The organism is Zwartia panacis (assembly GCF_030410395.1).
In the GTDB taxonomy this organism is placed as follows: Bacteria; Pseudomonadota; Gammaproteobacteria; order Burkholderiales; family Burkholderiaceae_B; genus Zwartia; species Zwartia panacis.
This window is the reverse complement of sequence record NZ_JAUHHF010000011.1, coordinates 49160-75108: the sequence shown is the minus strand read 5'-3', so window position 1 is coordinate 75108 and position 25949 is coordinate 49160. Positions and strand designations below refer to the sequence as shown.

General features: G+C 51.3%; 26 protein-coding genes. 7 read left to right on the top strand and 19 right to left on the bottom strand.

What is annotated here, in order from left to right; translation table 11 throughout:
• Positions 1-66 precede the first annotated feature (66 nt).
• From QWY30_RS13250 to QWY30_RS13210, 9 genes are all read right to left on the bottom strand, one after another.
• Positions 67-939: a fumarylacetoacetate hydrolase family protein gene (locus QWY30_RS13250; protein ID WP_290241745.1), complete on the bottom strand. Its 873-nt coding sequence runs from the start codon at positions 937-939 to the stop codon at positions 67-69.
• Between the two features lie 43 nt (positions 940-982).
• A complete protein-coding gene (locus QWY30_RS13245; RefSeq protein WP_290241743.1) occupies positions 983-1813 on the bottom strand; it encodes an undecaprenyl-diphosphate phosphatase in 831 nt (276 codons plus the stop codon).
• 68 nt (positions 1814-1881) lie between these two features.
• Positions 1882-2463, bottom strand: coding sequence for a histidine phosphatase family protein (locus QWY30_RS13240; protein ID WP_290241742.1), 582 nt, complete (start codon positions 2461-2463; stop codon positions 1882-1884).
• Positions 2464-2486: 23 nt separating this feature from the next.
• Positions 2487-3764, bottom strand: coding sequence for an MFS transporter (locus tag QWY30_RS13235; protein ID WP_290241741.1), 1278 nt, complete (start codon positions 3762-3764; stop codon positions 2487-2489).
• 19 nt (positions 3765-3783) lie between these two features.
• The gene (locus QWY30_RS13230) at positions 3784-4236 is read right to left on the bottom strand and encodes a MaoC family dehydratase (protein WP_290241740.1); all 453 of its coding nucleotides are present in this window, start codon (positions 4234-4236) and stop codon (positions 3784-3786) included.
• Between the two features lie 9 nt (positions 4237-4245).
• Positions 4246-5412 (bottom strand): acyl-CoA dehydrogenase family protein, encoded by a 1167-nt coding sequence (locus tag QWY30_RS13225; protein ID WP_290241739.1) that lies wholly within the window; start codon positions 5410-5412, stop codon positions 4246-4248.
• Between the two features lie 10 nt (positions 5413-5422).
• Positions 5423-6565, bottom strand: a complete 1143-nt coding sequence (locus QWY30_RS13220; RefSeq protein ID WP_290241738.1) for a CaiB/BaiF CoA transferase family protein — start codon at positions 6563-6565, stop codon at positions 5423-5425.
• Positions 6562-7782 carry a CaiB/BaiF CoA transferase family protein gene (locus QWY30_RS13215; protein ID WP_290241735.1) on the bottom strand — a complete coding sequence of 407 codons (1221 nt, stop codon included), beginning with the start codon at positions 7780-7782 and terminating at the stop codon, positions 6562-6564. The genes QWY30_RS13220 and QWY30_RS13215 overlap by 4 nt, the downstream gene beginning before the upstream one ends.
• A 22-nt stretch (positions 7783-7804) precedes the next feature.
• On the bottom strand, positions 7805-8722 hold the full coding sequence (locus QWY30_RS13210; RefSeq protein ID WP_290241733.1) for an HpcH/HpaI aldolase/citrate lyase family protein: 918 nt from the start codon (positions 8720-8722) through the stop codon (positions 7805-7807).
• A 118-nt stretch (positions 8723-8840) separates the two neighbouring features.
• Between QWY30_RS13210 and QWY30_RS13205 the strand changes: the two genes are divergently transcribed.
• Positions 8841-9779 carry a 1-phosphofructokinase family hexose kinase gene (locus QWY30_RS13205; RefSeq protein ID WP_290241731.1) on the top strand — a complete coding sequence of 313 codons (939 nt, stop codon included), beginning with the start codon at positions 8841-8843 and terminating at the stop codon, positions 9777-9779.
• Here the strand turns inward: QWY30_RS13205 and QWY30_RS13200 are convergent.
• Positions 9766-10332 (bottom strand): DUF2889 domain-containing protein, encoded by a 567-nt coding sequence (locus QWY30_RS13200; RefSeq protein ID WP_290241729.1) that lies wholly within the window; start codon positions 10330-10332, stop codon positions 9766-9768. The two genes, QWY30_RS13205 and QWY30_RS13200, sit on opposite strands and share 14 nt — an antisense overlap.
• A gap of 198 nt (positions 10333-10530) precedes the next feature.
• Between QWY30_RS13200 and QWY30_RS13195 the strand changes: the two genes are divergently transcribed.
• The 4 genes from QWY30_RS13195 (at position 10531) to QWY30_RS13180 (ending at position 14377) form a co-directional block, all read left to right on the top strand.
• Entirely contained in the window at positions 10531-11823 is a 1293-nt protein-coding gene (locus QWY30_RS13195) for an NTP/NDP exchange transporter (protein WP_290241726.1), read from the top strand.
• 24 nt (positions 11824-11847) lie between these two features.
• Positions 11848-12801: an aldo/keto reductase gene (locus tag QWY30_RS13190; protein ID WP_290241725.1), complete on the top strand. Its 954-nt coding sequence runs from the start codon at positions 11848-11850 to the stop codon at positions 12799-12801.
• Positions 12802-12889: 88 nt separating this feature from the next.
• The gene (gene lptF, locus QWY30_RS13185) at positions 12890-14008 is read left to right on the top strand and encodes an LPS export ABC transporter permease LptF (protein WP_290241724.1); all 1119 of its coding nucleotides are present in this window, start codon (positions 12890-12892) and stop codon (positions 14006-14008) included.
• A 21-nt stretch (positions 14009-14029) separates the two neighbouring features.
• A complete protein-coding gene (locus QWY30_RS13180) occupies positions 14030-14377 on the top strand; it encodes an FKBP-type peptidyl-prolyl cis-trans isomerase (protein WP_290241722.1) in 348 nt (115 codons plus the stop codon).
• 2 nt (positions 14378-14379) lie between these two features.
• On the opposite strand, the gene QWY30_RS13175 is transcribed toward QWY30_RS13180, so the two are convergent.
• The 5 genes from QWY30_RS13175 to QWY30_RS13155 all read right to left on the bottom strand — a co-directional run bounded on the left by QWY30_RS13175 (position 14380) and on the right by QWY30_RS13155 (position 19492).
• Positions 14380-14973 (bottom strand): chromate transporter, encoded by a 594-nt coding sequence (locus QWY30_RS13175; protein WP_290241721.1) that lies wholly within the window; start codon positions 14971-14973, stop codon positions 14380-14382.
• Positions 14970-15542: a chromate transporter gene (locus tag QWY30_RS13170; RefSeq protein WP_290241719.1), complete on the bottom strand. Its 573-nt coding sequence runs from the start codon at positions 15540-15542 to the stop codon at positions 14970-14972. The genes QWY30_RS13175 and QWY30_RS13170 overlap by 4 nt, the downstream gene beginning before the upstream one ends.
• Before the next feature lie 80 nt (positions 15543-15622).
• Positions 15623-17191: a cation:proton antiporter family protein gene (locus tag QWY30_RS13165; protein WP_290241718.1), complete on the bottom strand. Its 1569-nt coding sequence runs from the start codon at positions 17189-17191 to the stop codon at positions 15623-15625.
• Positions 17192-17201: 10 nt separating this feature from the next.
• Positions 17202-18392 carry a lytic murein transglycosylase gene (locus QWY30_RS13160; protein WP_290241717.1) on the bottom strand — a complete coding sequence of 397 codons (1191 nt, stop codon included), beginning with the start codon at positions 18390-18392 and terminating at the stop codon, positions 17202-17204.
• A 137-nt stretch (positions 18393-18529) separates the two neighbouring features.
• The gene (locus QWY30_RS13155) at positions 18530-19492 is read right to left on the bottom strand and encodes an MBL fold metallo-hydrolase (protein ID WP_290241716.1); all 963 of its coding nucleotides are present in this window, start codon (positions 19490-19492) and stop codon (positions 18530-18532) included.
• Positions 19493-19661: 169 nt separating this feature from the next.
• On the opposite strand from QWY30_RS13155, the gene QWY30_RS13150 reads away from it, so the two are divergent.
• Positions 19662-20657, top strand: coding sequence for a Bug family tripartite tricarboxylate transporter substrate binding protein (locus QWY30_RS13150; protein ID WP_290241715.1), 996 nt, complete (start codon positions 19662-19664; stop codon positions 20655-20657).
• Positions 20658-20892: 235 nt separating this feature from the next.
• On the top strand, positions 20893-22032 hold the full coding sequence (locus QWY30_RS13145) for a GGDEF domain-containing protein (protein ID WP_290241714.1): 1140 nt from the start codon (positions 20893-20895) through the stop codon (positions 22030-22032).
• Positions 22033-22250: 218 nt separating this feature from the next.
• Here QWY30_RS13145 and QWY30_RS13140 read toward each other — a convergent pair whose 3' ends face one another.
• Genes QWY30_RS13140 through QWY30_RS13125 form a run of 4 tightly spaced genes read right to left on the bottom strand, consistent with a single transcriptional unit; the run spans position 22251 to position 25933 of the window.
• Positions 22251-22937: a DUF2848 domain-containing protein gene (locus QWY30_RS13140; protein WP_290241713.1), complete on the bottom strand. Its 687-nt coding sequence runs from the start codon at positions 22935-22937 to the stop codon at positions 22251-22253.
• Positions 22938-22984: 47 nt separating this feature from the next.
• On the bottom strand, positions 22985-24271 hold the full coding sequence (locus QWY30_RS13135) for a TRAP transporter large permease (RefSeq protein ID WP_290241712.1): 1287 nt from the start codon (positions 24269-24271) through the stop codon (positions 22985-22987).
• A complete protein-coding gene (locus QWY30_RS13130; RefSeq protein WP_290241711.1) occupies positions 24268-24876 on the bottom strand; it encodes a TRAP transporter small permease subunit in 609 nt (202 codons plus the stop codon). The genes QWY30_RS13135 and QWY30_RS13130 overlap by 4 nt, the downstream gene beginning before the upstream one ends.
• 10 nt (positions 24877-24886) lie before the next feature.
• Positions 24887-25933: a TRAP transporter substrate-binding protein gene (locus tag QWY30_RS13125; protein ID WP_290241710.1), complete on the bottom strand. Its 1047-nt coding sequence runs from the start codon at positions 25931-25933 to the stop codon at positions 24887-24889.
• Between the last annotated feature and the right edge of the window lie 16 nt (positions 25934-25949).

Here is a 25949-nt window from a genome sequence, read left to right as displayed (position 1 = left end):
GTCACCTCCTGTGGCGCAACGCAAAAGGGGACACCATAGTGTCCCCTTTTTTGTGGAGCGAATAATTTATTTCTCGTCCACGACAGGGTTACTCAACAGTCCCACGCCTTCGATTTCAACTTCGATCGTATCGCCTTGCTTCATGAACACGGGCGGCTTTCTGGCGTAGCCTACACCTGCCGGTGTACCGGTAATGACAACATCGCCAGGCTCGAGCGTCATGCACTCGGTGATCAGTACCAGCGTTTCGACAACACCCCATAAAAAGCTCTTGGTATTGGCATCCTGCATCACCTGGCCATTCAAACGCGACTGGATACGCAGGCCATCCGCACCGGGAGGCAACTCGTCAGGGGTCACCAACCAGGGACCAAAGGCACCGGTCGCATCAAAGTTTTTACCGATCGTCCACTGGGTAGATTTGCGTTGATAATCGCGCAAGCTGCCATCATTGAACACGCTGTAACCAGCAATATGATCCAGCGCATTTTCAGCTGTTAAATGGCGTCCGGCCTTGCCGACCACAAACGCCAACTCTGCTTCAAAATCAAATTTATCAGATGCTTTTGGACGAATCATGGGCTCCAGATGTCCGACCATCGAGCTCGGTCCACGCATAAAGAAGCTGGGGTACTCGGGACGTGCGTGACCGCCTTCGGCTGCGTGATCGGCATAATTCAAACCCAGGCAGACAATTTTGCTGGGGCGATCAATCAGTGGAATGAAGCGGACATCTTTGAGTGACTGAGTCACTGCCGTGGCGCTTTGAGAAACCTTTTTTGCGCGCTCCATGGCGCCAGGCGTCGCGATCAACTCCAGCAAGCTCTTGGGAAGTGTCGCATCGGTGGCGGCCAGATCCACGAACTCCTGCGAACCCGCAGCCTTGAGCACGCCCACGCGTTTTTGATTGTTCTTGTCCAGATAGCTGAATAACCTCATCCTCTCTCTCCTTTATTATTTGTTAAAACTAAAACCTATAGGCTTAGAGCCACAGCCAGGCACCCACCACCAAGCCCAGTGCGATGCGATACCAGGCGAACGCACGATAGGTGTGCCGCGAGACAAATACCAGAATGGCGCGCACAACTAGCAGCGCGCAGACAAACGCACTGACAAACCCCACAGCGATCGCAAGCGTATCTTGCTGAGTGAGCAAATGCGCATGCTTATAAAAATCATAGACAGCGGCAGCCAGCATGGTTGGCATCGCCAAAAAGAAGGAAAACTCAGTCGCTGTTTTTCGCTGGATACCAGACAACATGCCAGCAATGATGGTTGCGCCTGAACGCGAGGTCCCTGGGATCATCGCCAGACATTGCGCGCAACCCACAACCAGCGCCTGCTTCCAGGTTATTTTTTCAAGTGTTTGGACTTGATTGGCATTGTCCAGCGCGCTGTTGGCTGGACGGCGGCGCTCGACCCACAACATAATCAGCCCCCCCAGCACCAGTGTCACCACCACGACACCTGGATGGAAAAACAAGGCTTTGATGGCCTTGATGAACAAGAGCCCCACGATCGCCGATGGCAAAAAAGCAATCAAGAGATTTCGGGTAAAAGCCACCTCGACGGGCTCCAGCCGAAGCGTGCCTCTGATCATTTGAAACAGACGTTGGCGAAAGATCCACACCACCGCCAGAATCGACCCCAGCTGGATCACTACCTCAAAGACCTTGGCTTCGTTGGATTCGAAATTGATCCAGTCACCAAAAAGTATCAGGTGCCCTGTACTGGAGATCGGCAAAAACTCAGTGATGCCCTCGACGATCCCTAAAAAAAATGCCTTCCACAAATATATCGTTTGCTCGGTCATACCGATCATTTCCCTCAACACGCGCTCAAAAGTGTCGCCATTATCGCCGCATTTAGGCTGAGTTGAGCTTAGTTTGCTTGGGAAACAGAAATAGACCGATGCGAAAGGTATTCGCCCCGGGGCCCAACCTTGACCAACATCACATCCCCTTGCCCAACAGACTCACCGGTGTAGGCGGAAATATTGACCTGATGCGTGACAAGGATCAGCGGTTTGCGAGGTACAGACCCCTTGAGTCGGTCAGCAAGCAAAACGCGAAGCGCCGCCGTCTGCGGACCTGATTCACTGACGTTTTGAAAAAAAGAACCAAGCGAGGGCTCAATCGTCACAGGACCCTTTGCCAGTAGCGTTGCTGTATCGACACAGCGACACCAGGCGCTGCTCAACACTTGCGCGGAATCGATGCCCTGCTGCTTGAGCCAAAGGCCTAAATCCCGTGCTTGCTGACGACCACGCTCGCCCAAGTTTCTCTGTGTCGAACAATCTCCGATCTTGAATCCTGGCGGATCACTAAAGCCAGGCGCGTCAGCGTGCCGAATCATCAGCACATACGGACCCTCTCTCAGGCTATCGACCCAGCTTGCGCTGAGGGCCGGCGATGCGCATAACATCGCCCACACCATCAGAAAAAAAATCCGGAATGATTTCATCTTGTTCTCATCATGTTCATGACTCAGCCAAATTTTCTGAGTTCACGATAGACCCAGAATGGGGACACCGCCAAGATGACATTTAACATCGAAAAAATAATGCTGGCCTGATATCCCCCGGTCCAGTCGTATAAAAGTCCGGACATCATGGCGCCCGAGGCGGCACCCACTGACATACAAGCGTAGGTGACACCATAAATCGTCGCAAGACCGGGACCAGGAAAGAGTTTTGAACACAACCCGGAAATAATCGGTCCACGCGCGCCCTGAGCAATCCCGAAAAACGCGACAAAAGTCATCAAAAACCAGTGCGAGGGAAAATAACTCAGGGCCAACAAACTCGCCAGACCAAGCGTTGTGCATATGAAGGTTAACGTGGCGGTCCGTCTTGGACCAAGAACATCAGCCAGGCGACCCGCCGAGCCTACACCCAGCACAGACAAAATACCTGCAAAACCAAAAGCGCTTGCGGCTTCGATCGGCGTGAAACCCGTTGATACAAGATAAGCGATCATCTGCACCAGTACGGTGTAGACCACGACTGAGGTAAAGAAAAAAGCCTGTGCGAGCCCCCAAAAACCCGAATGACGCAAAGCCGCCCGCAACGGCGAAGATTTCGGTAAGGACGATTTTTTTGTAGTGTGTGTAGTGTTTGAGGCGTTAGATGCGTGTGTGGTGTTTGTCGCAGTCGCAACACCCGCCCGTATCACTCGCCAGGGCAACAACATGACGATCGGCAGAGCGATCAGCAGACTGCCGCCAATCACATGATAAGCGTCGCGCCAACCGAGCGCCTGATTCAAATACTGGGCAAAGGGGACCAACACCAGCGTACCGGCTCCAAAGCCCGCATAGGCAATGCCAATGGCCGTGCTGGTACTCGTGGGAAACCATCTGCTGATCAAACTCGCGGAAGGGACCATTCCAATCGCTGAAATACCGATTCCACCCGCGATGCCAATACACAAGTGAAATTGCCACAATTGTGTGAGACTACCCGCAAAAAAATAACCGAGTCCTAAACAGCCCACGCCAAGCAAATAGACCAGACGCGGTCCCCAGCGATCAAAGAGCACACCGACAAAGGGCGCCGACAAACCGTTGGCGACCATGTAAATACTGTAGACGCTCGAGAGCTCGGAACGACTCCACCCAAACTCCGTCTCCAATGGCAGCAGAAATGTGACATAGGTATCTCCCACGCCACGTCCCAGCATATTAAAGACAAAACAAATCACCAACACCACCAACGCCATCTGGGTGTCAGGCAGATACCGCTTGGGTCCTGCTTGCAACATCATAATTGTGTGCAGAACTGCATCAAACCGGTTTGCACTTCATGAAACCAGAACGGCGGCAGATACAGACGATCTCTCCCCGTTGATTAATGCCGCGATGCTCAAACTCAACAATGCCGGCATCCGTGCGCGACTTGCTCAAGCGCTTGGAGACAATGGTCGTTTCAACACGAATCGTATCCCCATAAAAAACAGGGCTTGGAAAACGCGTATCCGTCATACCGAGATTCGCGATTGTGGTACCAAGCGTGGTTTCGCCAACCGAAATCCCGATCACTAAACCCAGCGTGAACAAGCTGTTGACCAAAATCCGACCAAACTCCGTCTTAGATGCAAATTCGGCATCCAGATGCAAAGGCTGCGGATTCATCGTCAAGGTCGAGAACAGCACGTTGTCCATTTCAGTGACCGTGCGCGTCATCGAGTGTTTAAAAATCTGCCCGATCTCGAACTCTTCGTAATACAAACCAGCCATCACAATCTCCTAATATGATTTGGGCAAACCAAGCACTCGCTCGGCGATAAAGCACAGCACCAGCTGAGGACTGACCGGCGCAATACGTGTGATCAAGACCTCGCGCAAATAGCGCTCGACATGGTATTCCTTGGCATAACCAAACCCGCCATGCGTCATGACCGCTTGCTGGCAAGCGTTGAATCCTGCTTCGCCCGCAAGGTATTTCGCCGCATTGGCCTGCGCACCGCACGACTCACCCTTGTCAAACAACGTGGCCGCGTTAAACACCATCAAATTAGCAGCTTCAAGCTCCATCCAGCATGCGGCAAGAGGATGCTGGATACCTTGATTCATCCCGATCGGACGATCAAATACAATCCGTTCTTTGGCATACTCGGTCGCACGCTTGAGCGCGACGCGCCCCAGACCAATCCCTTCGGCGGCAATCAAAATGCGTTCGGCATTCATGCCATGCATGATGTAGTGAAAACCTTTGCCCTCTTCACCGATTCGATCTTCTACCGGCACCTTGAGTCCATCGATAAACAATTCGTTCGAATCGACGGCTTTACGGCCCATTTTTTCGATCTCATGGACACGTACGAAGCGACGATCCAGGTCCGTATAAAAAAGGCTCAATCCATCCGTGTGCTTTTTACAATCCTCAAGCGGCGTCGTCCGCGCCAAAATCAGCATTTTCTCGGCAACCTGGGCCGTCGAAATCCACACTTTGGTTCCGCTCAGCACATAATGGTCACCTTGACGCTCCGCTTTGACTTTCAGCTGCGTCGTATTGAGTCCTGTGTTGGGCTCAGTGACCGCAAAACACGCACGCTCGCGTCCCTCGATCAGAGGTGGCAACATCCGCATTTTTTGTTCCTCTGTCGCAAACTGCACAACAGGATTCAAACCAAAAATATTCATATGCACAGACGAGGCACCGGTCATCCCCGCACCCGATTCGCTGATCGCCTGCATCATGATGGTGGCTTCGGTGATCCCGAGACCCGAGCCGCCGTATTGCTCAGGGATACAAATTCCCAACCAACCGTCTTTCGCGAGCGCCTGATGCAATTCCACTGGAAAGCCGCCATTGCGGTCCTTTTCCAGCCAATACTGATCATCGAATTGTTCGCAAATCTTACTGATCGCTTCGCGAATCGTTTGTTGCTCTTCCGAAAATGAAAAATCCATTGTCACTCCTTCATACTTTTAAATCAGCGCATTGCTGGGCGCTTTGAATCTGACTGAAAAAAGCCTCAGTATCCTGCCCAAGATGCGGACAGGTGCGAGACACTGCGGGACGGCGGTGGCCATCGACCGTGACTGGAAAGGGCACAAACTGTTGACCCGCTTGCTGTACGACTCGCCCTCGCGCGTGCAGATGCGTCGAGCTGGCCGCTTGAGCGGGCGTCAGACATGCTTCAAACGGGATGTCACTGTCCCGCAGCAACGCGTACCACTGCTCAAGCGTCCGAGCTCGAATCAATGTCTTGAGTGTCGCTGTGAGCGCATCGCCTCGAGCACGCCGGGCATGCTCATCAAGACCTCGTACAGCTAACATCTTGTCATCTACGACCGCGGCTCGATCGCAAAACACTTGCCAGTAGTGGTCTTCCATCAAACCCAGGGCAAGTGTTTTGTCATCTGCAGTCTGATAGAGGTCATTACCCGGAAACAGGTGACTCGTCAGATCCACCTCTTGATCCAACCCATGACGTGTCGCTGCGCAAAAAAACATCGCTTCGAAAATACTGAGATCCAGATGCGCAGACTGTCCGGTGAGATCTCTCTCGCGCAAAGCAGCCAGTATCGCGTTTGAAGCCATCATGCCTGCGACCAGATCTCCGACGGGTAGACTTGAGCGAGCAGGATGCTGACCCCAGCTTCCCGGGTGGGACATTGCACCCGCCGCCGCACTGTATGTCAGATCATGCCCCGGTTTGGCGCGCCAAGGGCCGTCTTGACCAAAACCGGACATTGAGCAGTAAATGATTCGAGGATTATGGCTGCGCGCTACTTCAACACCAATTCCAATGCGTTGCGCGACACCCGGACGAAAAGATTCGACCACTACATCGGCCCAGCACATCAGTTCAGCGACCCGCGGCATATTCGCAGGATCTTTCAGATCCAGCATGACGCCACGCTTATTTCGATTCAGCGTGTTGAAAACGCCCGGTAAAAGATGTCTTGCCGGATCGCCAGTCGGCGCTTCGATTTTGACAACTTCAGCGCCAAGATCCGCCAACAAGACTGTCGAAAGAGGACCGGGCAACAGCACGGAAAAATCAACAATACGCACGCCTTTGAGGGGTTGCCATGCGGCGTCCCGATCTACCGTCATGATGCGACCTTGGGCATCACCGCCGTTTGAGTCACACCCTGTCGGATGAAAGATGCGATGGACTCATCGCTGTAACCTAACTCACGCAGAATTTCTTCGCTGTGCTGTCCCAGCATCGGTGCGGGGCGGCCAGGCAGAGGCTGACTGTCGGTCCAGGTCGTCGGCACATCCACACGTCGAATGCGGCCCTCGGAAGGATGTTCTTCCCATTGAAAAAATTTGATCGCCTCGAGATGTGGATCTTCGAAAATCGTTTCGAGATCATGCAAAGGCATACTGGGAATATCCGCCTTTTCCAGCAAATCGAGCCACTCTTGCGTGGTGCGTTCCAGAAAAATCTTGGCCACCAAACCTTGCAGATCATTGATGTGCTGCGTGCGGACACTCAAGCTGATGAAGCGCGGATCATTTTCAAAAATTTCAGAGCGTCCGATGGCACTGAAGAAGGAAGCCCATTGTTTGTCGTTGTAAATCACAGCGCACACGTAACCGTCTGAGGTCTTGTAAGGACGTCGCTCAGAGGCCAATAAACGTGGATAGCCGGGTGGACCAAATTGTGGATCAAAAGTTTTACCGCCGATATGATCACTCAACAAATGACTGATCATCGTTTCGAACATGGGGATATCTATCCGCTGACCCCGACCGGTTTTCTCGCGATGGTAGAGCGCGGCACAAATGGAAGATGTGGCATACAAGCCAACCGTGCGATCCACCAGATTCGAGGGCACATAACGCGGCACATCCGCGCCCGCCTGCTTGATCAGCGAGGGTAAACCGATCGCGCCTTGAATCAAATCATCGAAAGCGGGTTTGTGGGCATAGGGTCCATCTTGGCCAAATCCGAATGTCCCGGCGTACAAAATACGGGGATTGATTTCACTCACCACTTCATAACTCAGACCCAGGCGCGCCATCGCTTGAGGCCGAACGTTGTAGAGCAAAATATCCGCAGTGGCGATCAGCTTTTTGATCGCTTCCAAGCCTTCGGGCTTTTTAACATCCAACACCATGCCACGCTTGCTGCGATTGACATGCAAATACAGCGAACCCATACGAGGATGCAACATCGGTCCGACATCACGCACCATATCACCCTGCGGAGATTCAACCTTGATGACGTCGGCGCCCATGTCACCCATTAACTGAGCGGCATAAGGCCCCATCAAAATCGAGGTCATATCAACGACGCGAATACCATCCAGCGGACCAGCCATGTTCGTTTTGCTCCTTAATGCTTCAGGCGAGCTTAGCCGCCGCGATAATTTTTTTAGCGAGACGCAGATGAGGCGTATCCAGCATTTTTCCGTCGAGTGTCGCCACGCCGACACTTGCGCTGGCAGCAAAAGCTGCGATCACACGCGTCGCCCATTCTTGCGTCGCCGCATCAGGTGTCATTGCCTCATTGATCACTGGCACTTGACCAGGATGAATCGCGGCCTTGGCCGAGAAACCATCACGATAGGCCAAACGTGTCTCACGCCTTAACGCCTCGATGTTGTGAATATCCGTAGGCACCGTGTCGATCGCAGGGACACCTGCAGCAGAGGCCGCGAACAGACAAAGTGAACGCACCAGATTGAAGGGCGATGTCCATTCTGACGTGCCTTCTTCTTTGTTGGTCAAGGCGCCAATGTCTCCGGAGAGATCCTCCGCCCCCCACATCATGCCGGCGAGCCTGGGCGTTGCGCCCCGATATTCATTGAGCCCGGCAAGTGAATCAGCTGTCTCGGTCACGATCGCAATGATTGAAGTTTGCGAAGCAACGGATGACGATGTGGTTGAACCGCGCGCCTCTGAAGACTCCACTGGATACAAGTGTTCAAAAGCCTCGAGATAGGCGGACAAGAGCGCGAGGTCGCGTGCACCGGTTGACTTTGGCAGCACCACGCCGGCAGGGCGACAGGGCATCACGGCTGCCAAGTCTGCGAGCGTCATGCCGGTTGTCAGCGCATTGATACGCACATAGAGCTCGGGGGTTTTGAGCCCTGAACGTTTGACTTCAGTCAAAAATTTGACTAACTCCTCGCGGCCCTCATGTTTACGGGAGGGAGAAACTGCATCCTCCAAATCAAAAATCAGCACATCCGACCCGCTTTGCAAGGATTTTTCCAGCTTGCGTGGGCTATCAGCGGGCACAAACAGCAAAGAACGCATTACTCATCTCCGTCATCGAGTCGAGGCACCCCGGGATGCCTTTAATTTTCTCCTTCGAGTATAGCGTGACGGGATTCAGCGATAATTCGAAGGGAATCCCGCAAACGAGCCCGCTCCCATGACGCAAATCGTGACCCTCACCATGAATCCCGCCCTCGACATTTCGACCTCGGTCGACAAAGTCGTCGCCACCCACAAACTGCGATGCAGCGAGGAGAAAACTCAGGCGGGTGGAGGTGGGATCAATATTTCCAGAGTCGTCAGACGACTTGAAATGCCGACAACGGCGATCTACCCTTCGGGTGGCTACACTGGACAGATTCTGACGCACCTGCTGCAAGACGAAGGCGTCGTCTCACACGCGATTCCGATTGCACAAGAGACACGCGAATGCTTTACGGTTCATGAGACCACAAGCAATCAAGACTTTCGTTTTTTATTGCCCGGACCGACTCTCAGTCCATCGGAACAACAGGCTTGCCTCGATGCGATGGTCGAACTGGGCACCACGGCACGCTTTCTCGTGGCCAGCGGAAGTTTGCCGCCGGGGGTAAAAGAAGACTTTTATGCCCAACTCGCGTTGCGCGCCAGTGCGAACAATCAAGATTTTGTACTTGACACCTCAGGTGCCCCACTCAAAGCCGCGCTCGCGGTGGGCGTCTACCTGTTTAAACCCAGCCTGCGCGAACTTGAAGAGCTCCTAGGTCAGTCACTGACAACCGAAAGTCAGCAGCTTCAGGCGGCCCGCGAAATCGTCGGCCGCGGCCAGGCTCGGATCGTGGCGCTGTCCCTTGGAGAAGATGGTGCCATGCTGGTCACTTCGGAACAAAGCTTTCGGGCACCTGCCATTCCAGTCAAAGTGGTCAGCACAGTCGGCGCCGGCGATAACTTTGTGGCCGGGATTTTATGGGCACTCGCCAAAGGTGACACGCTAGAGCACGCGTTTGGATATGGCATGGCCAGTGCGGCGGCAGCCGTGATGAACGCGCATACCAATCTGTGCGAGCCGAAAGACCTGCAAAGACTTTACCAACAGGTTCGAATCACTCCTTTGTGATCTTTGGTCCTGTGTAGTGTTCGGGCCAGAGCTGTGCCACGATTTCAGTATGGCTTGCATAGGCAAAGCAACTGTCAATCTTGGTGGGGCGACCGTTGACATCAACAGGCTGAGGACGCTTGCTCGTGACCGGCCACAAAGCCTGATAGGCGGTGGTCGCCATTGGTCCCAGCAATTCCATCATGTGGGTACAGCCCGCTGCTCCTTTGAGTTTTTCCCTCACGATTTTGGACCAGCCTGCACCAATCTTTGCGCCGATCAACGCCTTCAAAGAGGGAGGCGCCTGGGTACAGACCACAAAAGGCGTCGAGTCAGAGCTTGCCGCCACATCTTTGATTTCGAACCATTCATCGATCACCAAGCGCACCCAGATGTCGTGGACAGGCTCGCCAGGCTGACGTTCGGCCTGGGCAAGTGGTGAGAGGAAAGGCGCAGTCTTTGTGTCGACCACCCGCCCCTCGATGTCATACAAACCATCCGACCTTCGATAGGCTTTCATGACGATCTGACGCTGGTGGACCTCTTCGCGGTCAACGGTGGGGAGCAAAGGCACTGTGATTCTCTCAAAAACTGGTCAAACAGGAACATGAACTTTCAATAGAACGTCATTTTATCTTTCCCATGGAAACACATTCGAGATCAAACTATTTTTAGTCTACGGTTTTTCATCCTTGATTGACTCGCTCACCTCAAACACCCCAAAACTGCGCATAAGTCGTTAAGATGGATGCGGGCTTCGGGACCGCGTTCAATGACCTCTTTGCTGCAAACTTTCACCAATATCAAGCGTCAGGAACTGCTCGCCACTTTTGTGGCGGGACTGTTTTTTTTCTTTATCCTCAGCGCACTCATGGTTGTTCGACCCGCCCGAGAGGCTCTTGGCATGCAGCGTGGGATCGAAGCCATCCGCTGGTTGTTCATGGCGACTTTGCTTGTCACGTTACTCGTCAATCCGCTTTTTAGTTTGCTCGTCAGCCGTTTCAGAAGACTGGTATTCATCACGGCGACCTACTCCTTCTTTTCACTTGGCCTGCTTTTTTTCTATGGACTCCTGACACTGACACCTGCACATATCGGCGCAGTCAGCGGACAAGTCTTTTATGTCTGGTTCAGTGTTTTTAATCTTTTCGCCACCATGCTCTTCTGGGCCTTGATGAGCGACAGGTTTTCAAAAGAGCAAAGTCAGCGATTATTTGCCGCGATTTCCCTAGGCGGAACACTTGGAGCGATGTTCGGACCCTGGCTTGCAAGTGTTTTAGCCAAACCTTATGGGACACCACTGCTGCTTCTCATCGCGGCAGGATTTCTGATGTGTGCGGTGGCCAGCGCATGGTGGCTCACACACATCAAAAACGAAAACCCACAGCGCAACAATGAAGAGCCGGACGCAGACCATGCCATCATTGGTGGAAGCGCATGGGAAGGTTTTTCCGCGGTGATACGCTCGCCCTACTTGCTCGGCATTTCCGTTTACGTACTGATTTTGGCGATTGTTGCCACCCTCTTGTATTTCACACGACTACAAATGGTCGCGGCCCTGGCGCTGGACACAGATACGCGCACGCAGGCATTTGCCCAAATCGACCTCTACACGCAAGCTGCGACCTTTGTACTGCAGGCATTTCTAACCAGCCACTTGATCAAGCGCTTCGGCATCGCTTTCACTCTGGCGCTCTTGCCACTGACCGTCGCTTTTGGCTTCATCGGTCTCGCTTTGCTGGGCTCACTTGCAGCGCTGATTGCCTTTGAAGCATCTTTTCGCGCGGTGCAGAGAGGCATCATGCGCCCCGCCCGCGAAACCCTTTTCACAACCGTCCCCCGCGCCGAACGCTACAAAGCAAAAGCGTTTATCGATACCTTTGTATACCGGACAGGCGACGCCCTCGGCTCTCAGACCGAGGGCATGCTGGGTCGTCTGGGAATGGGACTCGCTGGACTGGCATGGTTTGCCGTGCCTCTGGCGGTGATCTGGATGAGCCTGGGATTATGGCTAGGCTACACGCAGGCAAAACGCACGGATCCCAACGCTACACCTTCACTTTAAAAACTCACAATGCAGGAGACTCGAATGATGAACCGTCGCACCTGGCTTCAAACCGCTCTTGCGGGCGTCACCACCACTGCGTTGCCAAACGTTTGGGCGCAGGCGCTTGCCAACAGCGGCCCCATCCTCACGAGAGCCATCCCCTCAAGTGGCCAGCGCCTGCCCATCATCGGCCTTGGTAGCTCGGCAACCTTCGCGCAAGTCGCGCGCACAGAAGACCGCGAGGCCCTGAAAAATGTGATGGCAAAAATGGTTGAACTCGGCGGAACCGTCTTTGATACCGCCCCAAGTTATGGTGCCTCCGAAGAAGTAGCAGGTCAGATCGCACAAAATCTTGGTATCGCGCAAAAACTTTTCTGGGCCACAAAACTCAACGTGGCGCCAAGAGGTGGCGGTGCTGCAGACGCCGCAGCCGCACGCGCGCAGTTAGAAACCTCCTTCAAACGTATTGGCAAACCTGTGATCGATCTCATCCAGATCCACAACATGGGTGACATTCAAACTCAGCTTCCTATTTTGCGAGAGGCAAAGGAAAAAGGCAGGATTCGCTACCTTGGCATCACCACCACCTTTAGTGATCAATACGCAAGCATGATCGACACCATGCGTACCCAAAAATTGGATTTCATCGGCACAAACTACGCCATCGATGACCTGTTCGCCGAACAAACCATTCTGCCCCTGGCACAGGAACGCGGCATCGGCGTTCTGGTCTATGCGCCTTTTGGTCGCACCCGCTTGTGGAGCCGCGTCAAAGGCCAGACAGTCCCAGAATGGGCCAAAGAGTTTGATGCCACGACCTGGGCACAATTTTTCTTGAAATTTGTCGCGAGCCACCCGGCAGTGACCTGCATTACACCTGCAACCAGCCGCGTGTCTAATATGGTGGACAATATGGCGGGAGGCGTGGGCCGACTGCCTGATGCTGCAATGCGCAAAAGAATGATCCAACTCATTAACAGCCTGCCCAACGCCTAACGCTCGACTATTCTCATTGTGCTAAATTCATGGTGATGGCGTTGTTTGCGCCGCACCATTTCATCGATGCCCCGAGGCATCACGCACAATGTCCCTATTCAAACGTTCAGTCGTCTCCGAAATCACCAACCACTTCAGCGTCGTCCTCTCGACGCTGATCGTTGTATGGCTCAGCGTCGTGCTGGTGCGCTTGCTTGGCGAAGCTGCGGCAGGTCGTATCGGTGCGGATGTCGTCATTGGGTTAGCCGCCTTCACCACGATCGCTGCCCTGCCGATCATATTGGCCGTCTCCATCTTTATCGGCGTCCTGACAACAGTCACCCGCAACTTCAGAGAGTCTGAAATGGTTGTGTGGTTTTCAAGCGGACTCTCACTGTTGAACTGGATGAATCCGGTTCTGCGTGTCGCCGTACCTGTCGCCATTCTGATTGCATCGCTCACACTTTTTGGTACGCCCTGGGCCAACCGCCAGATCGGCGAATATCGCGCAAGATTCGAATTGCGCTCCGATCTGTCCAAGATCACGCCCGGTCAGTTTCTGGAAACAGAAGGTGGCGCCCGCGTCTTTTTCGTCGAAGGATCGAGTCAGCCAGATGGTCCTCTCGGTCAAGTATTTATGCGTATCCTGGATCCAGACTGGTTGACGCTGATTACGGCCTCATCGGCCGAGACGGTCTTCGAACCCAACGGTGACAAGTTCCTTGTCCTGGGTCCTGGTCAACGCTACGACATCAAACCAGGCTCGCCTGAGATGCGTCTCTCCAAATTCGACGGCTTCGGCGCTCGAATCGAAAGTAAAGACGGCGAAAAATCATTGGAAAATGCGCGAGAACAAACGCTCGCCAGCAGACGCGCGCGGCCCACCGAACTTCTCGTCAAAGACAATGTTCCCAGTTCACTCGGTCAGCTCATGTGGAGACTTTCTGTTCCGCTCGCTGCCTTGAATCTCGCCCTGATGGCCATTCCGCTCGGCGCCGTCAACCCACGCATGGGTCGCTCCGGAGACCTGCTGATTGCCGGCTTGATCGCCATGCTTTACCTGAATCTGATCAATATCTCGCAAGGCTGGATTATCAAGGGTAAGCTGCCCTTCAGCATCGGCGTCTGGCTCGTGCATAGCCTGTTTGCCCTTTTTACTGTCGTATTGCTTTGGCATCGCTTGCGTGTCAAAACACCCAAACCCCCGGTCTTGCCAAGCACGGCCTGATCAACTCCTCACAGGAATCATATGAGCACACTTGAGAAAATTGAAGTCGCCGTCGGTAGCGGCACCGAAGCCACCAAAGGCGCGCACGTCACTGTGCATTACACCGGTTGGCTGCACGATGCCTCTGCACCGGAAAATAAAGGTGCGAAATTTGACAGTTCACGCGATCGCGGTGATCCGTTCGACTTTCCACTTGGTGCCGGTCATGTGATCCGCGGCTGGGACGAAGGCGTGGCAGGCATGAAAATCGGCGGCAAGCGCACCTTGGTCATCCCGCCCGAAATGGGTTATGGCGCACGCGGCGCAGGTGGCGTGATTCCACCCAATGCCACATTGGTTTTTGATGTCGAGTTGCTCGAAGTCAATTAAAACTAACCCACTACCAACAAACCACTCGCGCCAAGCACTGCACCTATTGCAAGCAACAACAGCATGTGCACCTTGGTGCGGTAGACGATCACCGCACTCATCGCCGCGACCAGCCATAACGGCCAGTCCCGCACCCCATCTGTATTGGCTGTAGCCAGCAACCATCCAGCAGCAACCATCATCGAGATGACGACAGGGCTTAGACCCAGTTTAAAAGCCCGTACAGCACGCAAATGTTGATGTTTTTGCACCCAACGCGCGGTGACGAAAATCAGGATGGAACTGGGCATCAAGATACCCAACATACAGATCACCGCGGAAAAACCCGCCCAGCCAAAACCACCCGCATTCAAACCGATGTTCCACCCCATCAACGCGACAAACATCACGTTTGGTCCGGGTGAGGCCTGAGCGATCACGACCGAAGCACTAAACTGCGCGTCTGTCAGCCAGCTTTTCTGCTCCACGAGGAAGTGATGAATCTCTGGCAACAGCACCAAAGGTCCACCCACAGAGGCGATCGAAATCGAAGCAAAATGCTTGAATAAATTGAACCAGTCGGTCCAAAGCATGGCGAGCGTCAAGGTTTCGTTCATGCTTGATCCTTAAGCTTGAGGAAAGCAAGTACATAACCAATCCCGCCCAGCACAATCAACACATATAACAAACGCCATTGCAAAATCGCGATACCCACAAAACTCAGGATCACGAGTACGCCACAAATTTTCACGCCCAACGGGTTGGTCTTGAGTGCGGATAACAACTTCAGACCCGTCGCACCAATCATTCCGGCCGCGACAGCACCCATGCCGCGCAACGCATCGACGACTTGAGGCTGGTTTCCAAAGTGCGCATAAGCGATCGCAAGCGTCAAAATGATCATCGTTGGAAACATGAACATTCCAGCGAGAGAAACCAGCGCACCCCGCCAGCCAAAATATTTGGCACCCACCATGATGCAAAGGTTCAGCGCCGGAGGTCCGGGCATCGTTCGGGCAATTGCCCACTCCTCAACAAACTCAGCCCGCGTCATCCATTTCTTTTTTTCGACTAGTTCGCGTTCGATAAATGCGAGGACCCCTCCAAAACCCTGGATCGCAAGCATGCTGAAAGTATTGAAAAGTTCGCCCAGTGACTTGGGTTGAGATTGAACAGGTGAAGTCATGTATGCAGCAGAAAGAATGGTGACGAATGATGCGTTTTAAAAATACGCAATAGGACTACATTTAACTCCAAAAAGCAGGATCAATCCTCCAGAGCATCCAGTGCATGCCGCGCAAGACTGGAACCTGCCTCTGAATAGATATTGAAAGACGGGACGCCGAGGGCCGCCAATTCATCGACCTCGTTGGGAAATTTGGCGATTGCCACGACTTTGCTGACCAGTCCACTACTGGCAATTTGTTGTGCCGCATAAATATTGCTTCGGTGATTGGGCATCGCTAAAACAATCAGCTCGAGGGTACTCCCGGCCTTCAGTTTGCTCCAGAAATCAGTATCGGTAGCATCCCCGTACACCACATTTCGACCTTCTTCACGCTGCTGCTTGACTCGCTGGGTATTGTGTTCGATTCCTATGATTTTGTGATCGAAATGTGAACCCAGCTTGTCATAGGCGCCACATCCAACTCGCCCCATTCCGATCACCAACACTCTCGCCTCCCCCGTCTGAATGAGCTGATCACGGGGATGATGTACAGATTTTTGAAAGGAATTCCAGAAATTCTTATAACGCTTGTAGATTTGCTCGGAACTCAAGGAAAACGGGGAGGCAAGCGCAAAACTGAAACTGACACAAATTGCCATGATGATGAGCCAGTCGACCGGGAGCCACCCTTTCGCAACACTCAGGGCAGCGACGATCAGCGCAAACTCCGAATAGGTTCCCAGATTCAGTGAAACGAATAAAGAGGTTCTCGCTCGCAGACCAAACCACTCGAGAATCACATAATAAAGAAACGTTTTAAAAAGTAGGACTCCGCACAACAGAAGTGAGACAAACATGATGGCCGGAGTGGGCAAACCTTGCATGCCGATCGACAGGAAAAAGCCCACCAACATCAGCTCTTTGAAGCTGAAGAGCGATTTCGATAAATCACTGGCTTTGGGATGATTGGCCAACAAGGCGCCAAACACGAGGGCGCCCAAATCCCCTTTAATTCCGATGGAGACGAAATACTCAAAACCCGCTCCAAGGGCGAAAAACAAGCCACTGAGCACCAGCAACTCACCGTGTCCGGCCGCATCCAGCAACTTGAACAAAATCTTTCTGATCACGGGCAGCAACAATAAGGACAGCGCCCAAATCGAGGGATATTTTGCTTCGCTCACCGTTAAAAAAATGACGGCGAAAATGTCTTGCATTACCAATATACCGATCGCGACCTTGCCGTAAAAAGCCCGCATATCATCCCGGTCCTCAAGGACCTTGACCGCATACACCGTGCTTGAGAACGAGAATGCAAAAGCCAGCAGCCAGATGACCAGCGGAGAAATGTCGAAGATGGGCGAGGGAAATAGGGTCTTGCCCAGCCACAATACTACGGCGTAAAACAAAGTCGAAAACGCGATATGGGCAAGCGATACTCCCCAGATTTCATTATTCGCCAGACTTTTAAAATCGAGTTTTAAGCCAATCGAAAACAACAGCAGGGTGACACCGAGCTGGGAAATCATGCTCAAGCCTTCCGGCGCCTCGAAACCCGACAGGTTGAAAACAAAACCCGCCAGCAAAAAGCCCACCATCGGCGGCAAACCTACCCGCCTGAGCAACAATCCAAAAAGAAAGGCAAGTCCGACAAGCGTGACTAACATCGATTCCTCTTTATCGCAGGGCTTTGAGGACTTGTTGTCCTGCACGGCCCGTCACTGTCATGCCGTTCTTAGCTTGAAAATCGCTAATTGCCTCTCGACTTTTCGCGCCGATCAGACCATCGATCTCACCGATGTCGTAGCCTCTTTTAGCCAAGGCTTGCTGGATTTCCCGCCGCTCTGCCCGGCTCGTCCCGGGATCATCTGTCGGCCAGGCTGTTTTAAACGCGCCTCCACCACGTAAGCGATCGCTCAAGTGCGCAATCGCCAAGGCATAAGACTCTGCAGCGTTGTAGCTGTAGATCGCATCGAAATTACGAAAAACCAGAAACGCAGGTCCCTGCGGTCCAGCGGGCAGTAAAAGCCCAGCTTGAGTTGTCTCGGGTAGATTGAGCGCACCATAAGGCTGGATTCCCAAGCTCTTCCACTGTGCCAACGTCTGTTTGTTGCGTCGACCCGAGGGACCAGAATAGTTTGCCGGCAATTTCACCTCGACACCCCAAGGCTGCCCTGTGACCCAGCCAGCTTTTTTCAAAAAATTGGCTGTAGAACCCAAAGCATCCGGGACTGACCCAACGATATCCCTGCGTCCATCGCCGTCGAAATCTACTGCCAGGCGCTGGTAGGTCGTGGGCATGAATTGCGTTTGACCAAAGGCTCCGGCCCACGAGCCCACCAGGGCTTCAGCGGGGATGTCGCCACTTTGCAAAATCTTGAGCGTGGCAAGCAACTCCCCTTTGAAAAATGCCTGTCGCTTGTCCGCACAAATCAATGTTGTCAATGAACGCACCAATTCGCGCTTGCCTTGAATGCGTCCGTAGTTGGACTCCACACCCCACACCGCGACGATGACATTTCGATCGACACCGAATTTTTGCTCTGCTTCGGCCAAAACCTTGGACCACTCTTTGAGCTTGGCACGGCCATCATCGACACGCTCCTGGTCCACCAACCCCGCGAGGTAGTCCCAAATCGCCGTTCTGAATTCCGGCTGGAAAGAAAAAGCTTTTATCACGTCAGGATCTGGCTCGACGCCTGCCATTGCGCGATCGAAGACTGCGCCATTGACCCCTTGGGAAACCACTGACTGGCGCAAACCCTTGACACAGGAATCAAAATTGGCGGTTTGGGCGGACGCTACAGATCCGGTCAATAGCAAACCAAGAACGAAAAAAATGGCTAATCGATTGTTTAGAGTTTTCATACTTGATGCCCGCCCGTAGTCTCTTATTTGATAATTGTAAGACCCTTGAACGGGCAAAGCCCCCTTTAGTTTGGTTTTTCCAACTCAAGGGGGCTTTGCGGTAATGGTGCTACGGGATTTGAAGGGGCTACGCAGACCTACTTGACCGGATTGAACTGATAACCATTACCAGAAGGTGTGATGGTACCCATTGATGGAAATGGAAAATGGAAACCGCCCGCCATCATTTTTTCCTTGACGATCATGTCAAAGATCTTGCGACGTGATTGACGCGCCATCTCTGGATCCATGTCAAAGGACACTGCCCAGTCAGGGTTGCGCGCGAACAATGCTGGGACGTTGGTGATATCGGCCACATAAATGAATGTTTGACCACCTGACTTCACTGTAAAAAGCGAATGTCCAGGCGTATGACCAAACGCTGCGACAGACGTAATGCCTGGGGCGACTTCAGAACCTGACTCAAACTTCACCAAACGATCAGCCGGAATCTTGCTAAAGACACGCTGAGCGTTTGTCATCGCAGCCTTTAAACCGGCAGGAGCCTTTTCCAAGCGGTCTTTGTCCATCCAAAATGCATACTCACCCGCAGGGACGTGAACTTTGGCATTGGGATAAACCAAGCTTCCGTCTTTATAAAGCAGGCCGTTAATGTGGTCACCATGAAAGTGGCTGATGATGACATTGTTGATGTCCTCTGGCTTATAGCCAGCCGCAGCCATATTTTCAATCGTCTTGCCCGTTGTTGGACCACCGTTATTTGCGAAACCTGTATCCATCAAATAACGCTGATTCCCATTGACAACCAAGAAGGTATTGAATGGAATATCGATGTACTCTGTTGGAAGATTTTGTGAAGTCAGGAGTGCTTTGACTTCATCTAGGGGAGCATTTTTAACAAACTCAGCCACTAAAGGACGACGACTCACACCGTCATTGAGAGAAATCACTTCCATCTCACCGACTTTTAATTTTTTAAACCCAGGGGCGGGTAAAGTCGGAACGCCCAAGTCTGGCGCCGATTGCGCCCAAGCGGGTAAAAACATGAATGAGGCGGCAGCAGCGATGCCAACACCAAGAAATTTAAGCCTAGTAATCATGTTGTATTCCTGAAAGGGGAGATGAGCAGAATAGCGGGCTTAATTTAGCAGCTTTGTATACCAAAGGATATATGGCCCCAACACGACTTATGACCTAAGTTATATTGTCGTAGATAACAATTTATCCGCCTGACAGGCAATCAGTTCACTTATGTTTAAAAGGACCCTTATGCCCTCATCACGCCATTTCGGCCGATTTCTCAATATATGCGTTCTGGCGATTGCAGCCATCACCGCCGCCGCAACAGTTCAAGCTCAGGCCCAGGCAACCTGGCCAGACAAGGCAGTCACATTCATCGTGCCCTTCCCGCCTGGCGGACCTGTCGACACCACAGCCAGACTGACAACACAGGCGATGGCCAAAAACTGGTCCTCACCTGCGGTGATTGACAACAAAGCTGGGGCAGGTGGCATTGTGGGCGCACAAGCAGCTGCCAAATCCGCTCCCGATGGCAATCATTTCTTTTTTGCAGCCATTCATCACGCTGTTCTGCCTAGCTTGAACAGCAAGCTGCCCTATGACATTCAAAAGGACTTTGTACCTGTCGGCATGGGCGCACGCTATCCGATCGTACTCGTGGTCCATCCTTCCTTGCCCGTTAAGAACGTACAAGAGTTGATTGACTACGCAAAAGCCAATCCAAACAAACTGTCCTACAGTTCGGCTGGCACTGGCGGCGGCACGCACCTGGCTGGCGAGCTCTTCACGAGCCTGGCAGGTGTCAAGATGCAGCATATCCCCTACAAAGGTAGCTCTCCCGCCATGCAAGATCTCGTTGGGGGTCAGGTGCAGTTGATGTTTGCAGACGCAACTTCGGCGATTCCTTTCATCAAGTCCGGTCGTGTACGCGCACTTGCAGTCGGCAACCCTGAGCCTTCAGTATTTTTCCCTGATCTGCCAACCATTGCCTCCGCAGGCGTCAAAGGCTATGAAGCCTATTCATGGTCAGGCGTTGTCGCACCGAAAGGGACGCCACCCGAAGCAGTCAAGCAGGCTAACGCACAACTCAATAAGGTCCTAAAAGACCCCCAGGTCATCGAGACCATGAATAAAGCCGGTCAGGAACCTGTCGCGATGTCCCCTGAGGAGTTCGCTGCTTTCCTGGACAATGAAATCAAGAAGTGGAGCAAGACCATTCAGTCTGCCGGCATCAAACCTGAATAGCTTAATAGTCAGCGCATCAGCAAAAATTATTCGTCTCACTCACCACTACACTTAAGAGCTCACTCATACTTGTTATGAGTGAGCTTTTTTTTAAACAATTTTTTGCAAAGCTCTGATCGTGTGTCGCCAAAAATGAGGCAAAAAAAACTTAAAAAAATAAAGAAATTCCTTATTTTGCAATCGATTTTCGTGATACTTTGTCATCAAATCGCTAATGATTGCAAAGGCTACCTTAATGACAACGATGCTTCAAATAATACTTGTCATGTCAGGTCTGACCGGCACGATCATGGGAGTCTTGTTACTCGTCATCGCCAAAAAGGGTAACAATCTCGCCGATGGCCTCATTGAATGGGCCCATGGCTTACTGATTCTCTCCCTGTCCACCTTCCTCTTCCTGGGCAGAAACTACATCCCTGATCTGCTCAGTATCGTGATGGCAAACATGCTGGTCATCGCAGGGTTCATGCTGATGAACCAAGGGCTCAGAAAATTCTTTCAAATCCCTATCTTTTACTCAAAAACTGTCCTCGTCGTTTTCTTGACTTTTTACGCTATCAATTTTGTATGGTTTACGTATGTCGACAATAACTTATTTGTCAGAGTCATTTTATTTACAACGTCAGGCCTAATCGTTCTAGTCGACGGACTTTTAATTTTGCTCAGAAATTTCCTGAAAGGTCTGGGTGTCATGATCTTGACCTCTGCGGTCATTTTGCTCATCCTCGCAAGACTGATGAGGCTTATCGTCATTGTTCTCGAAAAAGAAATTCCGGCGACTTTGTTTGAAAACAGTTTTTCTCAACTCTTGATTATCGCCTCACCCTATTTCGCGATACCCATTGCCACCGTCGCATTTGTTGTATTGGCATACGAGCGATTGACTCAACGACTCAACCAATTACTCAGAGAAGATGAACTCACCAAGACACTCAACAAAAAAACTTTTTTTAATGAAGCACAAAAAGAAATCGCTCGCGCGCTTCGCTATCAACATCCAACAACATTTCTGATGATTGACATCGATCACTTCAAAGAGATCAACGATACTCGCGGTCATATCTATGGAGACAAAGTACTGAAGGAAATCGGTCAAAATATTAGATCTGTTTTAAGAGCGACGGATTTAGTCTCGCGCTTCGGAGGTGACGAGTTCATGGTGGCCTTGCCAGAAACAGATATCGAGACTGCGCAAGATGTCGCAAGAAGAATCATGACAACGATCGAAAAAGACCCGATCAATGGATGCACGGTGAGCATAGGCATCGCTGCCCTCACAGCGGAAGCAGACAAACTGGAGTTAATTTTGAACCGCGCAGATATCGCTTTATATCAAGCGAAAAAGGATGGCAGAAATCAATTCGCGCTATCTTAGAAATATCCATTTAAAACAATGGGCTCGTTGATTATCATCAGTGAGCCCATTGTTTTGGTGCAAAAACGAGACTGAATTACTGAGGAATCGAGCCGATCCTGACAAGACGATACCAAAGATTCAAATCAAAATCCCGGATAAAGCCCATACCGCCATGGATCTGCTGAGCGGAGCGCACGAATATTCTCTGGATACCCAACGTGAGCTTAAGAGACTTCTCAGCTCACTTTGGGCAACACTTCAATCCCATATGAATGGAAAAGCGATCGATTCAGCACTGAATCATTTAAGCTCATTTCAAAATGGGCAGCTGGCCTGATCGCACCTTGAGTCCCGACTGTACCGCAACTCATTGCAGTTCCCTCGGGCAATTGCCCACTATTTGTATAACGAGCGATAAGATCCAAGGGATGCAGTAATGCGGATAGCGGACCCGATTGATACTGAACGCGTTGACTGTTTTCTTTAATGTATGACTCAATACGCAACTGATCCCAATGCGGAGCAATATCCTGAAAACGCCATGCATCAGATCCTACTGGCTTGGAGCACACTTGTTTTGAAAGTGCCACACTGACCGTCTCCAAGCCACGATCCGTATGGTCAGATGTCAAAGAAACAAGCAACTCACCTTGATGCATAAAAACAAAGACTTCAACCTCGCCTGAGCTCTCATTGCCAACAACTTCTATCGAAGAGCGCTGCGTAAGAGTCTGGCTCGCGACGCGATAAAAAAGTGGAACTGAACTTGGCCTTGGCACGCCAATGGCAGACAGCTCTTCGATATGATGCTCAATCGCAGCCTGATCACGACCGGCCCAACCAGCGATTACCATTTGATTGATATCGGTTGTAATCACCTGCTTGGATCCATCTACCGCTATTAGGTTGAATTTCAAATGCATGATGTTTCCATAAAAATCCTCTTGAGACAGCCTGAGAGTCAAGAATGTCAAATCGCAAATAAATTAGGTAGCCATAATGCAAGCGAGGGAAATATCGCAAGCAATAAAAGCAAGAGCATCATTGCCAGTACAAACGGAATTGAACCTATGATGACAGGGGTCATCGATCCACTCGTCCGCAGACTTTGAACAACGAATAGGTTTAGGCCAACAGGCGGTGTAATCAAGGCAGCTTCGACCAAAACAATGATGATGATCCCTAACCATACAGGATCAAAACCAAGAGCCATCATCACAGGTGCGACAATGGGTATCGTTGTAATCATCATTGACAAGGTTTCCATGAAACAACCTAGTACCAGATAAAAAACGATCAATAATAAAAGCATCACATAAGGGGAAAAACCCAGCCCTGTAATGGCATTCGTTAAAGCTGATGTCAAACCAGTCGCTGACATCACAAAATTCAAAAAACTCGCTCCGACTACGATCAGCATAATCATTGCTGATGAACGCATCGTATTTTCTAGCGATTCACGAACCATTGCCAAAGTCAGACGACGATACGTCGCAGCTAAAATCATCGCACCCAATACACCAAGAGCTGCTGCCTCGGTAGGCGTCGCAACGCCTGCATAAATTGAACCAACGACTAACAAGAAGATTCCCATCGGCGGCACAAGATGGACCAGCGATTTCATCCGCTCGGACCAACTTGCTTGTATACGTTCACCACCCCAAGCAGGCTTGTAGACACATGCTAGCAATATCGTCAACATGAATAAGGCGGCAAGCAATAGTCCAGGCAAAATTCCTGCGAGATAAAGCTTTGGGACAGACGAGTTCGTCAATACACCATAGATCACTAAATTTATAGATGGAGGGATCAGTATCCCTAAGGTTCCTCCTGCGGCGATACTTCCTAGAAATAGGGATTCGTTGTATCCGCGCTTTGCAATTTGAGGAAGCGCTACCGTTCCCACGGTAGCCGCTGTAGCAACACTAGAACCAGAGGTCGCTGCAAACAGTGCAGAGGCTCCAATATTGGCATGCATTAATCCACCGGGTAGCCAAGAAAGCCACAAACTCAATGCTGAATACATGCGCTCTGCAAATCCTGCACGTAATAGCAACTCACCTAGAAGAATGAATAGAGGGATCGCCACTAGCAAAAATTCTGTATTCGTCGTCCATGCTAACTCGCCCATCGCTCGTGACAACGGTAACATTGAATACATATGATCCAACACGACCCCAAGCACACCAAGAGCTGCTCCAACAGGGATACTCAGACCAATTAAAACTAACAACAGCGTCAAGGCGGTCGTGATCATGATTGGCGATCCTCCATCACGCGACGTTTTCCAGCACTTGCTTCTTCTTGGGCCTCATCTTGCGACAATCGGGCGCCTGCAATTTGATTGACTAAAGCATAATTACCTGTGACGAGCGCACGGCTGGCACGCTCAAGCATCAGTGCAAGCACAACAACCATCCATGCCAAACCAATAAACCACAAACCCTGGGGTAACCAGAGTGGTGTCGCCAGAGGCGTGTTAGCAGTCGAACTCTGGAACCACGAAGTGGCAACTACTTCGTACGCATAACGTGTCAGCAAGGTTAAAAAAACGCCAAGCGCGACAAGCGATAACCAGTCGAGAATCGCGGCAAGTCGAACAGGAAAATGCTGATAAAAAACATCCACACGGACATTTGCACGCTCCAGAACCACTAACGCGAATGACCATGTAGTGCTGATTGCAAAGGCATAGCCAGAAAGCTCGTCAGCCCCTCCGATAGAGATAGAGAAAAGCTTTCTGACAATGACATCAAAGCACACTAAGCCTGCACTCAACAGTGTCAAGATTCCTCCACCCCATACACCCCATCTTGAAATACGATGAGCGTAAAAGAGTCCTGACGATTGGTGAGTTTGCATATCCGTCCTCTTATTTCTTTGCGACTACGTTTAACTTTTTGCCAATCGTGGCATTGAAATCAGCCACACACTGTGCTGAGCAACGTGCAGCCCATTTTGGCAAAATCACATCTACAAGCAATTTATCGAGCATTGCCTTATCAGCTGGCGAAGGAGTCACAAGAGTCATTTTTCCTTTGACCTCAAAGGGGCAACCTGCCTTGCCAGTATTGCAGGCATAGCCCTGCTCTGTTTGCTCATTGGCGGCATTCCACATCGTATTCATCAAATTATTGATGTTCGATTGCAAAAACGCCTGAACCTTTGGATCAATTTTGTCCCAGGCCTTTTGATTGACAGCGTGAATTTGCTGGTTCCAATTGATTGGCAGCGCAAGCAAATGTGTAGAAACTTCGTACCATTTGGCTGAGTAACCCGAGAGAGAACCTGTAATGGCACAATTCACAACTTTATTTTGCAGAGCAGGCACAACTTCACCAAAAGCAATCGTCACGCTCGTACCACCAAGGGCTTGAACAAACTCAGCTTGGGTCCGGCTGCTTGTTCGGACTTTCAACCCTTTTAAATCGCTTAGGTCTTTAATTGGCGCATTACAAAAAATGACCTGTGCAGGATAAGGCGACAAACCGAGAATCTTAACGTTGTTGTTGCCACCATAAAGCTTGGCATAAACTGGTTCGAACAAGTTTGTAACTTCGCGGGCAGTCTTGACATCTGGTGCCAAGCCAGGCAAATCGATCGCTTCGTTAATTGGATTATCGCTAGCAAAATACGATAAGGTTGCCGTACCAAATTCAATAACGCCTTGTCCAATCAGACGCATCAACTCAGGCCCTTTCAATCCCATCTGATTGAAACCCTGAATTTCAGCGGTGACGCGACCCTTGGACAACTCTGGAATAGTCTTAGTCCAAAATGGCTGTTCAAAATCCTTATACGCAGTCAAATTACTCAAGCCACCAACGACTTTTAACTGTGTGCGCGGTAATTCTTGTGCCACTACATTAGTGTTCATTATTGCAGCAGCACTCAAGGCTGCCATCATTAGCGTTTTCATTCGAGAGTCTCCTAGA

What these genes read in the sequence shown, in the direction of transcription:
- QWY30_RS13250 (WP_290241745.1), bottom strand. Translation starts at nt 939, where the DNA reads ATGAGGTTATTCAGCTATCTGGACAAGAACAATCAAAAACGCGTGGGC.
- QWY30_RS13245 (WP_290241743.1), bottom strand. Translation starts at nt 1,813, where the DNA reads ATGACCGAGCAAACGATATATTTGTGGAAGGCATTTTTTTTAGGGATC.
- QWY30_RS13240 (WP_290241742.1), bottom strand. Translation starts at nt 2,463, where the DNA reads ATGAAATCATTCCGGATTTTTTTTCTGATGGTGTGGGCGATGTTATGC.
- QWY30_RS13235 (WP_290241741.1), bottom strand. Translation starts at nt 3,764, where the DNA reads ATGATGTTGCAAGCAGGACCCAAGCGGTATCTGCCTGACACCCAGATG.
- QWY30_RS13230 (WP_290241740.1), bottom strand. Translation starts at nt 4,236, where the DNA reads ATGGCTGGTTTGTATTACGAAGAGTTCGAGATCGGGCAGATTTTTAAA.
- QWY30_RS13225 (WP_290241739.1), bottom strand. Translation starts at nt 5,412, where the DNA reads ATGGATTTTTCATTTTCGGAAGAGCAACAAACGATTCGCGAAGCGATC.
- QWY30_RS13220 (WP_290241738.1), bottom strand. Translation starts at nt 6,565, where the DNA reads ATGACGGTAGATCGGGACGCCGCATGGCAACCCCTCAAAGGCGTGCGT.
- QWY30_RS13215 (WP_290241735.1), bottom strand. Translation starts at nt 7,782, where the DNA reads ATGGCTGGTCCGCTGGATGGTATTCGCGTCGTTGATATGACCTCGATT.
- QWY30_RS13210 (WP_290241733.1), bottom strand. Translation starts at nt 8,722, where the DNA reads ATGCGTTCTTTGCTGTTTGTGCCCGCTGATAGCCCACGCAAGCTGGAA.
- QWY30_RS13205 (WP_290241731.1), top strand. Translation starts at nt 8,841, where the DNA reads ATGACGCAAATCGTGACCCTCACCATGAATCCCGCCCTCGACATTTCG.
- QWY30_RS13195 (WP_290241726.1), top strand. Translation starts at nt 10,531, where the DNA reads ATGACCTCTTTGCTGCAAACTTTCACCAATATCAAGCGTCAGGAACTG.
- QWY30_RS13190 (WP_290241725.1), top strand. Translation starts at nt 11,848, where the DNA reads ATGATGAACCGTCGCACCTGGCTTCAAACCGCTCTTGCGGGCGTCACC.
- lptF (WP_290241724.1), top strand. Translation starts at nt 12,890, where the DNA reads ATGTCCCTATTCAAACGTTCAGTCGTCTCCGAAATCACCAACCACTTC.
- QWY30_RS13180 (WP_290241722.1), top strand. Translation starts at nt 14,030, where the DNA reads ATGAGCACACTTGAGAAAATTGAAGTCGCCGTCGGTAGCGGCACCGAA.
- QWY30_RS13175 (WP_290241721.1), bottom strand. Translation starts at nt 14,973, where the DNA reads ATGAACGAAACCTTGACGCTCGCCATGCTTTGGACCGACTGGTTCAAT.
- QWY30_RS13170 (WP_290241719.1), bottom strand. Translation starts at nt 15,542, where the DNA reads ATGACTTCACCTGTTCAATCTCAACCCAAGTCACTGGGCGAACTTTTC.
- QWY30_RS13165 (WP_290241718.1), bottom strand. Translation starts at nt 17,191, where the DNA reads ATGTTAGTCACGCTTGTCGGACTTGCCTTTCTTTTTGGATTGTTGCTC.
- QWY30_RS13160 (WP_290241717.1), bottom strand. Translation starts at nt 18,392, where the DNA reads ATGAAAACTCTAAACAATCGATTAGCCATTTTTTTCGTTCTTGGTTTG.
- QWY30_RS13155 (WP_290241716.1), bottom strand. Translation starts at nt 19,492, where the DNA reads ATGATTACTAGGCTTAAATTTCTTGGTGTTGGCATCGCTGCTGCCGCC.
- QWY30_RS13150 (WP_290241715.1), top strand. Translation starts at nt 19,662, where the DNA reads ATGCCCTCATCACGCCATTTCGGCCGATTTCTCAATATATGCGTTCTG.
- QWY30_RS13145 (WP_290241714.1), top strand. Translation starts at nt 20,893, where the DNA reads ATGACAACGATGCTTCAAATAATACTTGTCATGTCAGGTCTGACCGGC.
- QWY30_RS13140 (WP_290241713.1), bottom strand. Translation starts at nt 22,937, where the DNA reads ATGCATTTGAAATTCAACCTAATAGCGGTAGATGGATCCAAGCAGGTG.
- QWY30_RS13135 (WP_290241712.1), bottom strand. Translation starts at nt 24,271, where the DNA reads ATGATCACGACCGCCTTGACGCTGTTGTTAGTTTTAATTGGTCTGAGT.
- QWY30_RS13130 (WP_290241711.1), bottom strand. Translation starts at nt 24,876, where the DNA reads ATGCAAACTCACCAATCGTCAGGACTCTTTTACGCTCATCGTATTTCA.
- QWY30_RS13125 (WP_290241710.1), bottom strand. Translation starts at nt 25,933, where the DNA reads ATGAAAACGCTAATGATGGCAGCCTTGAGTGCTGCTGCAATAATGAAC.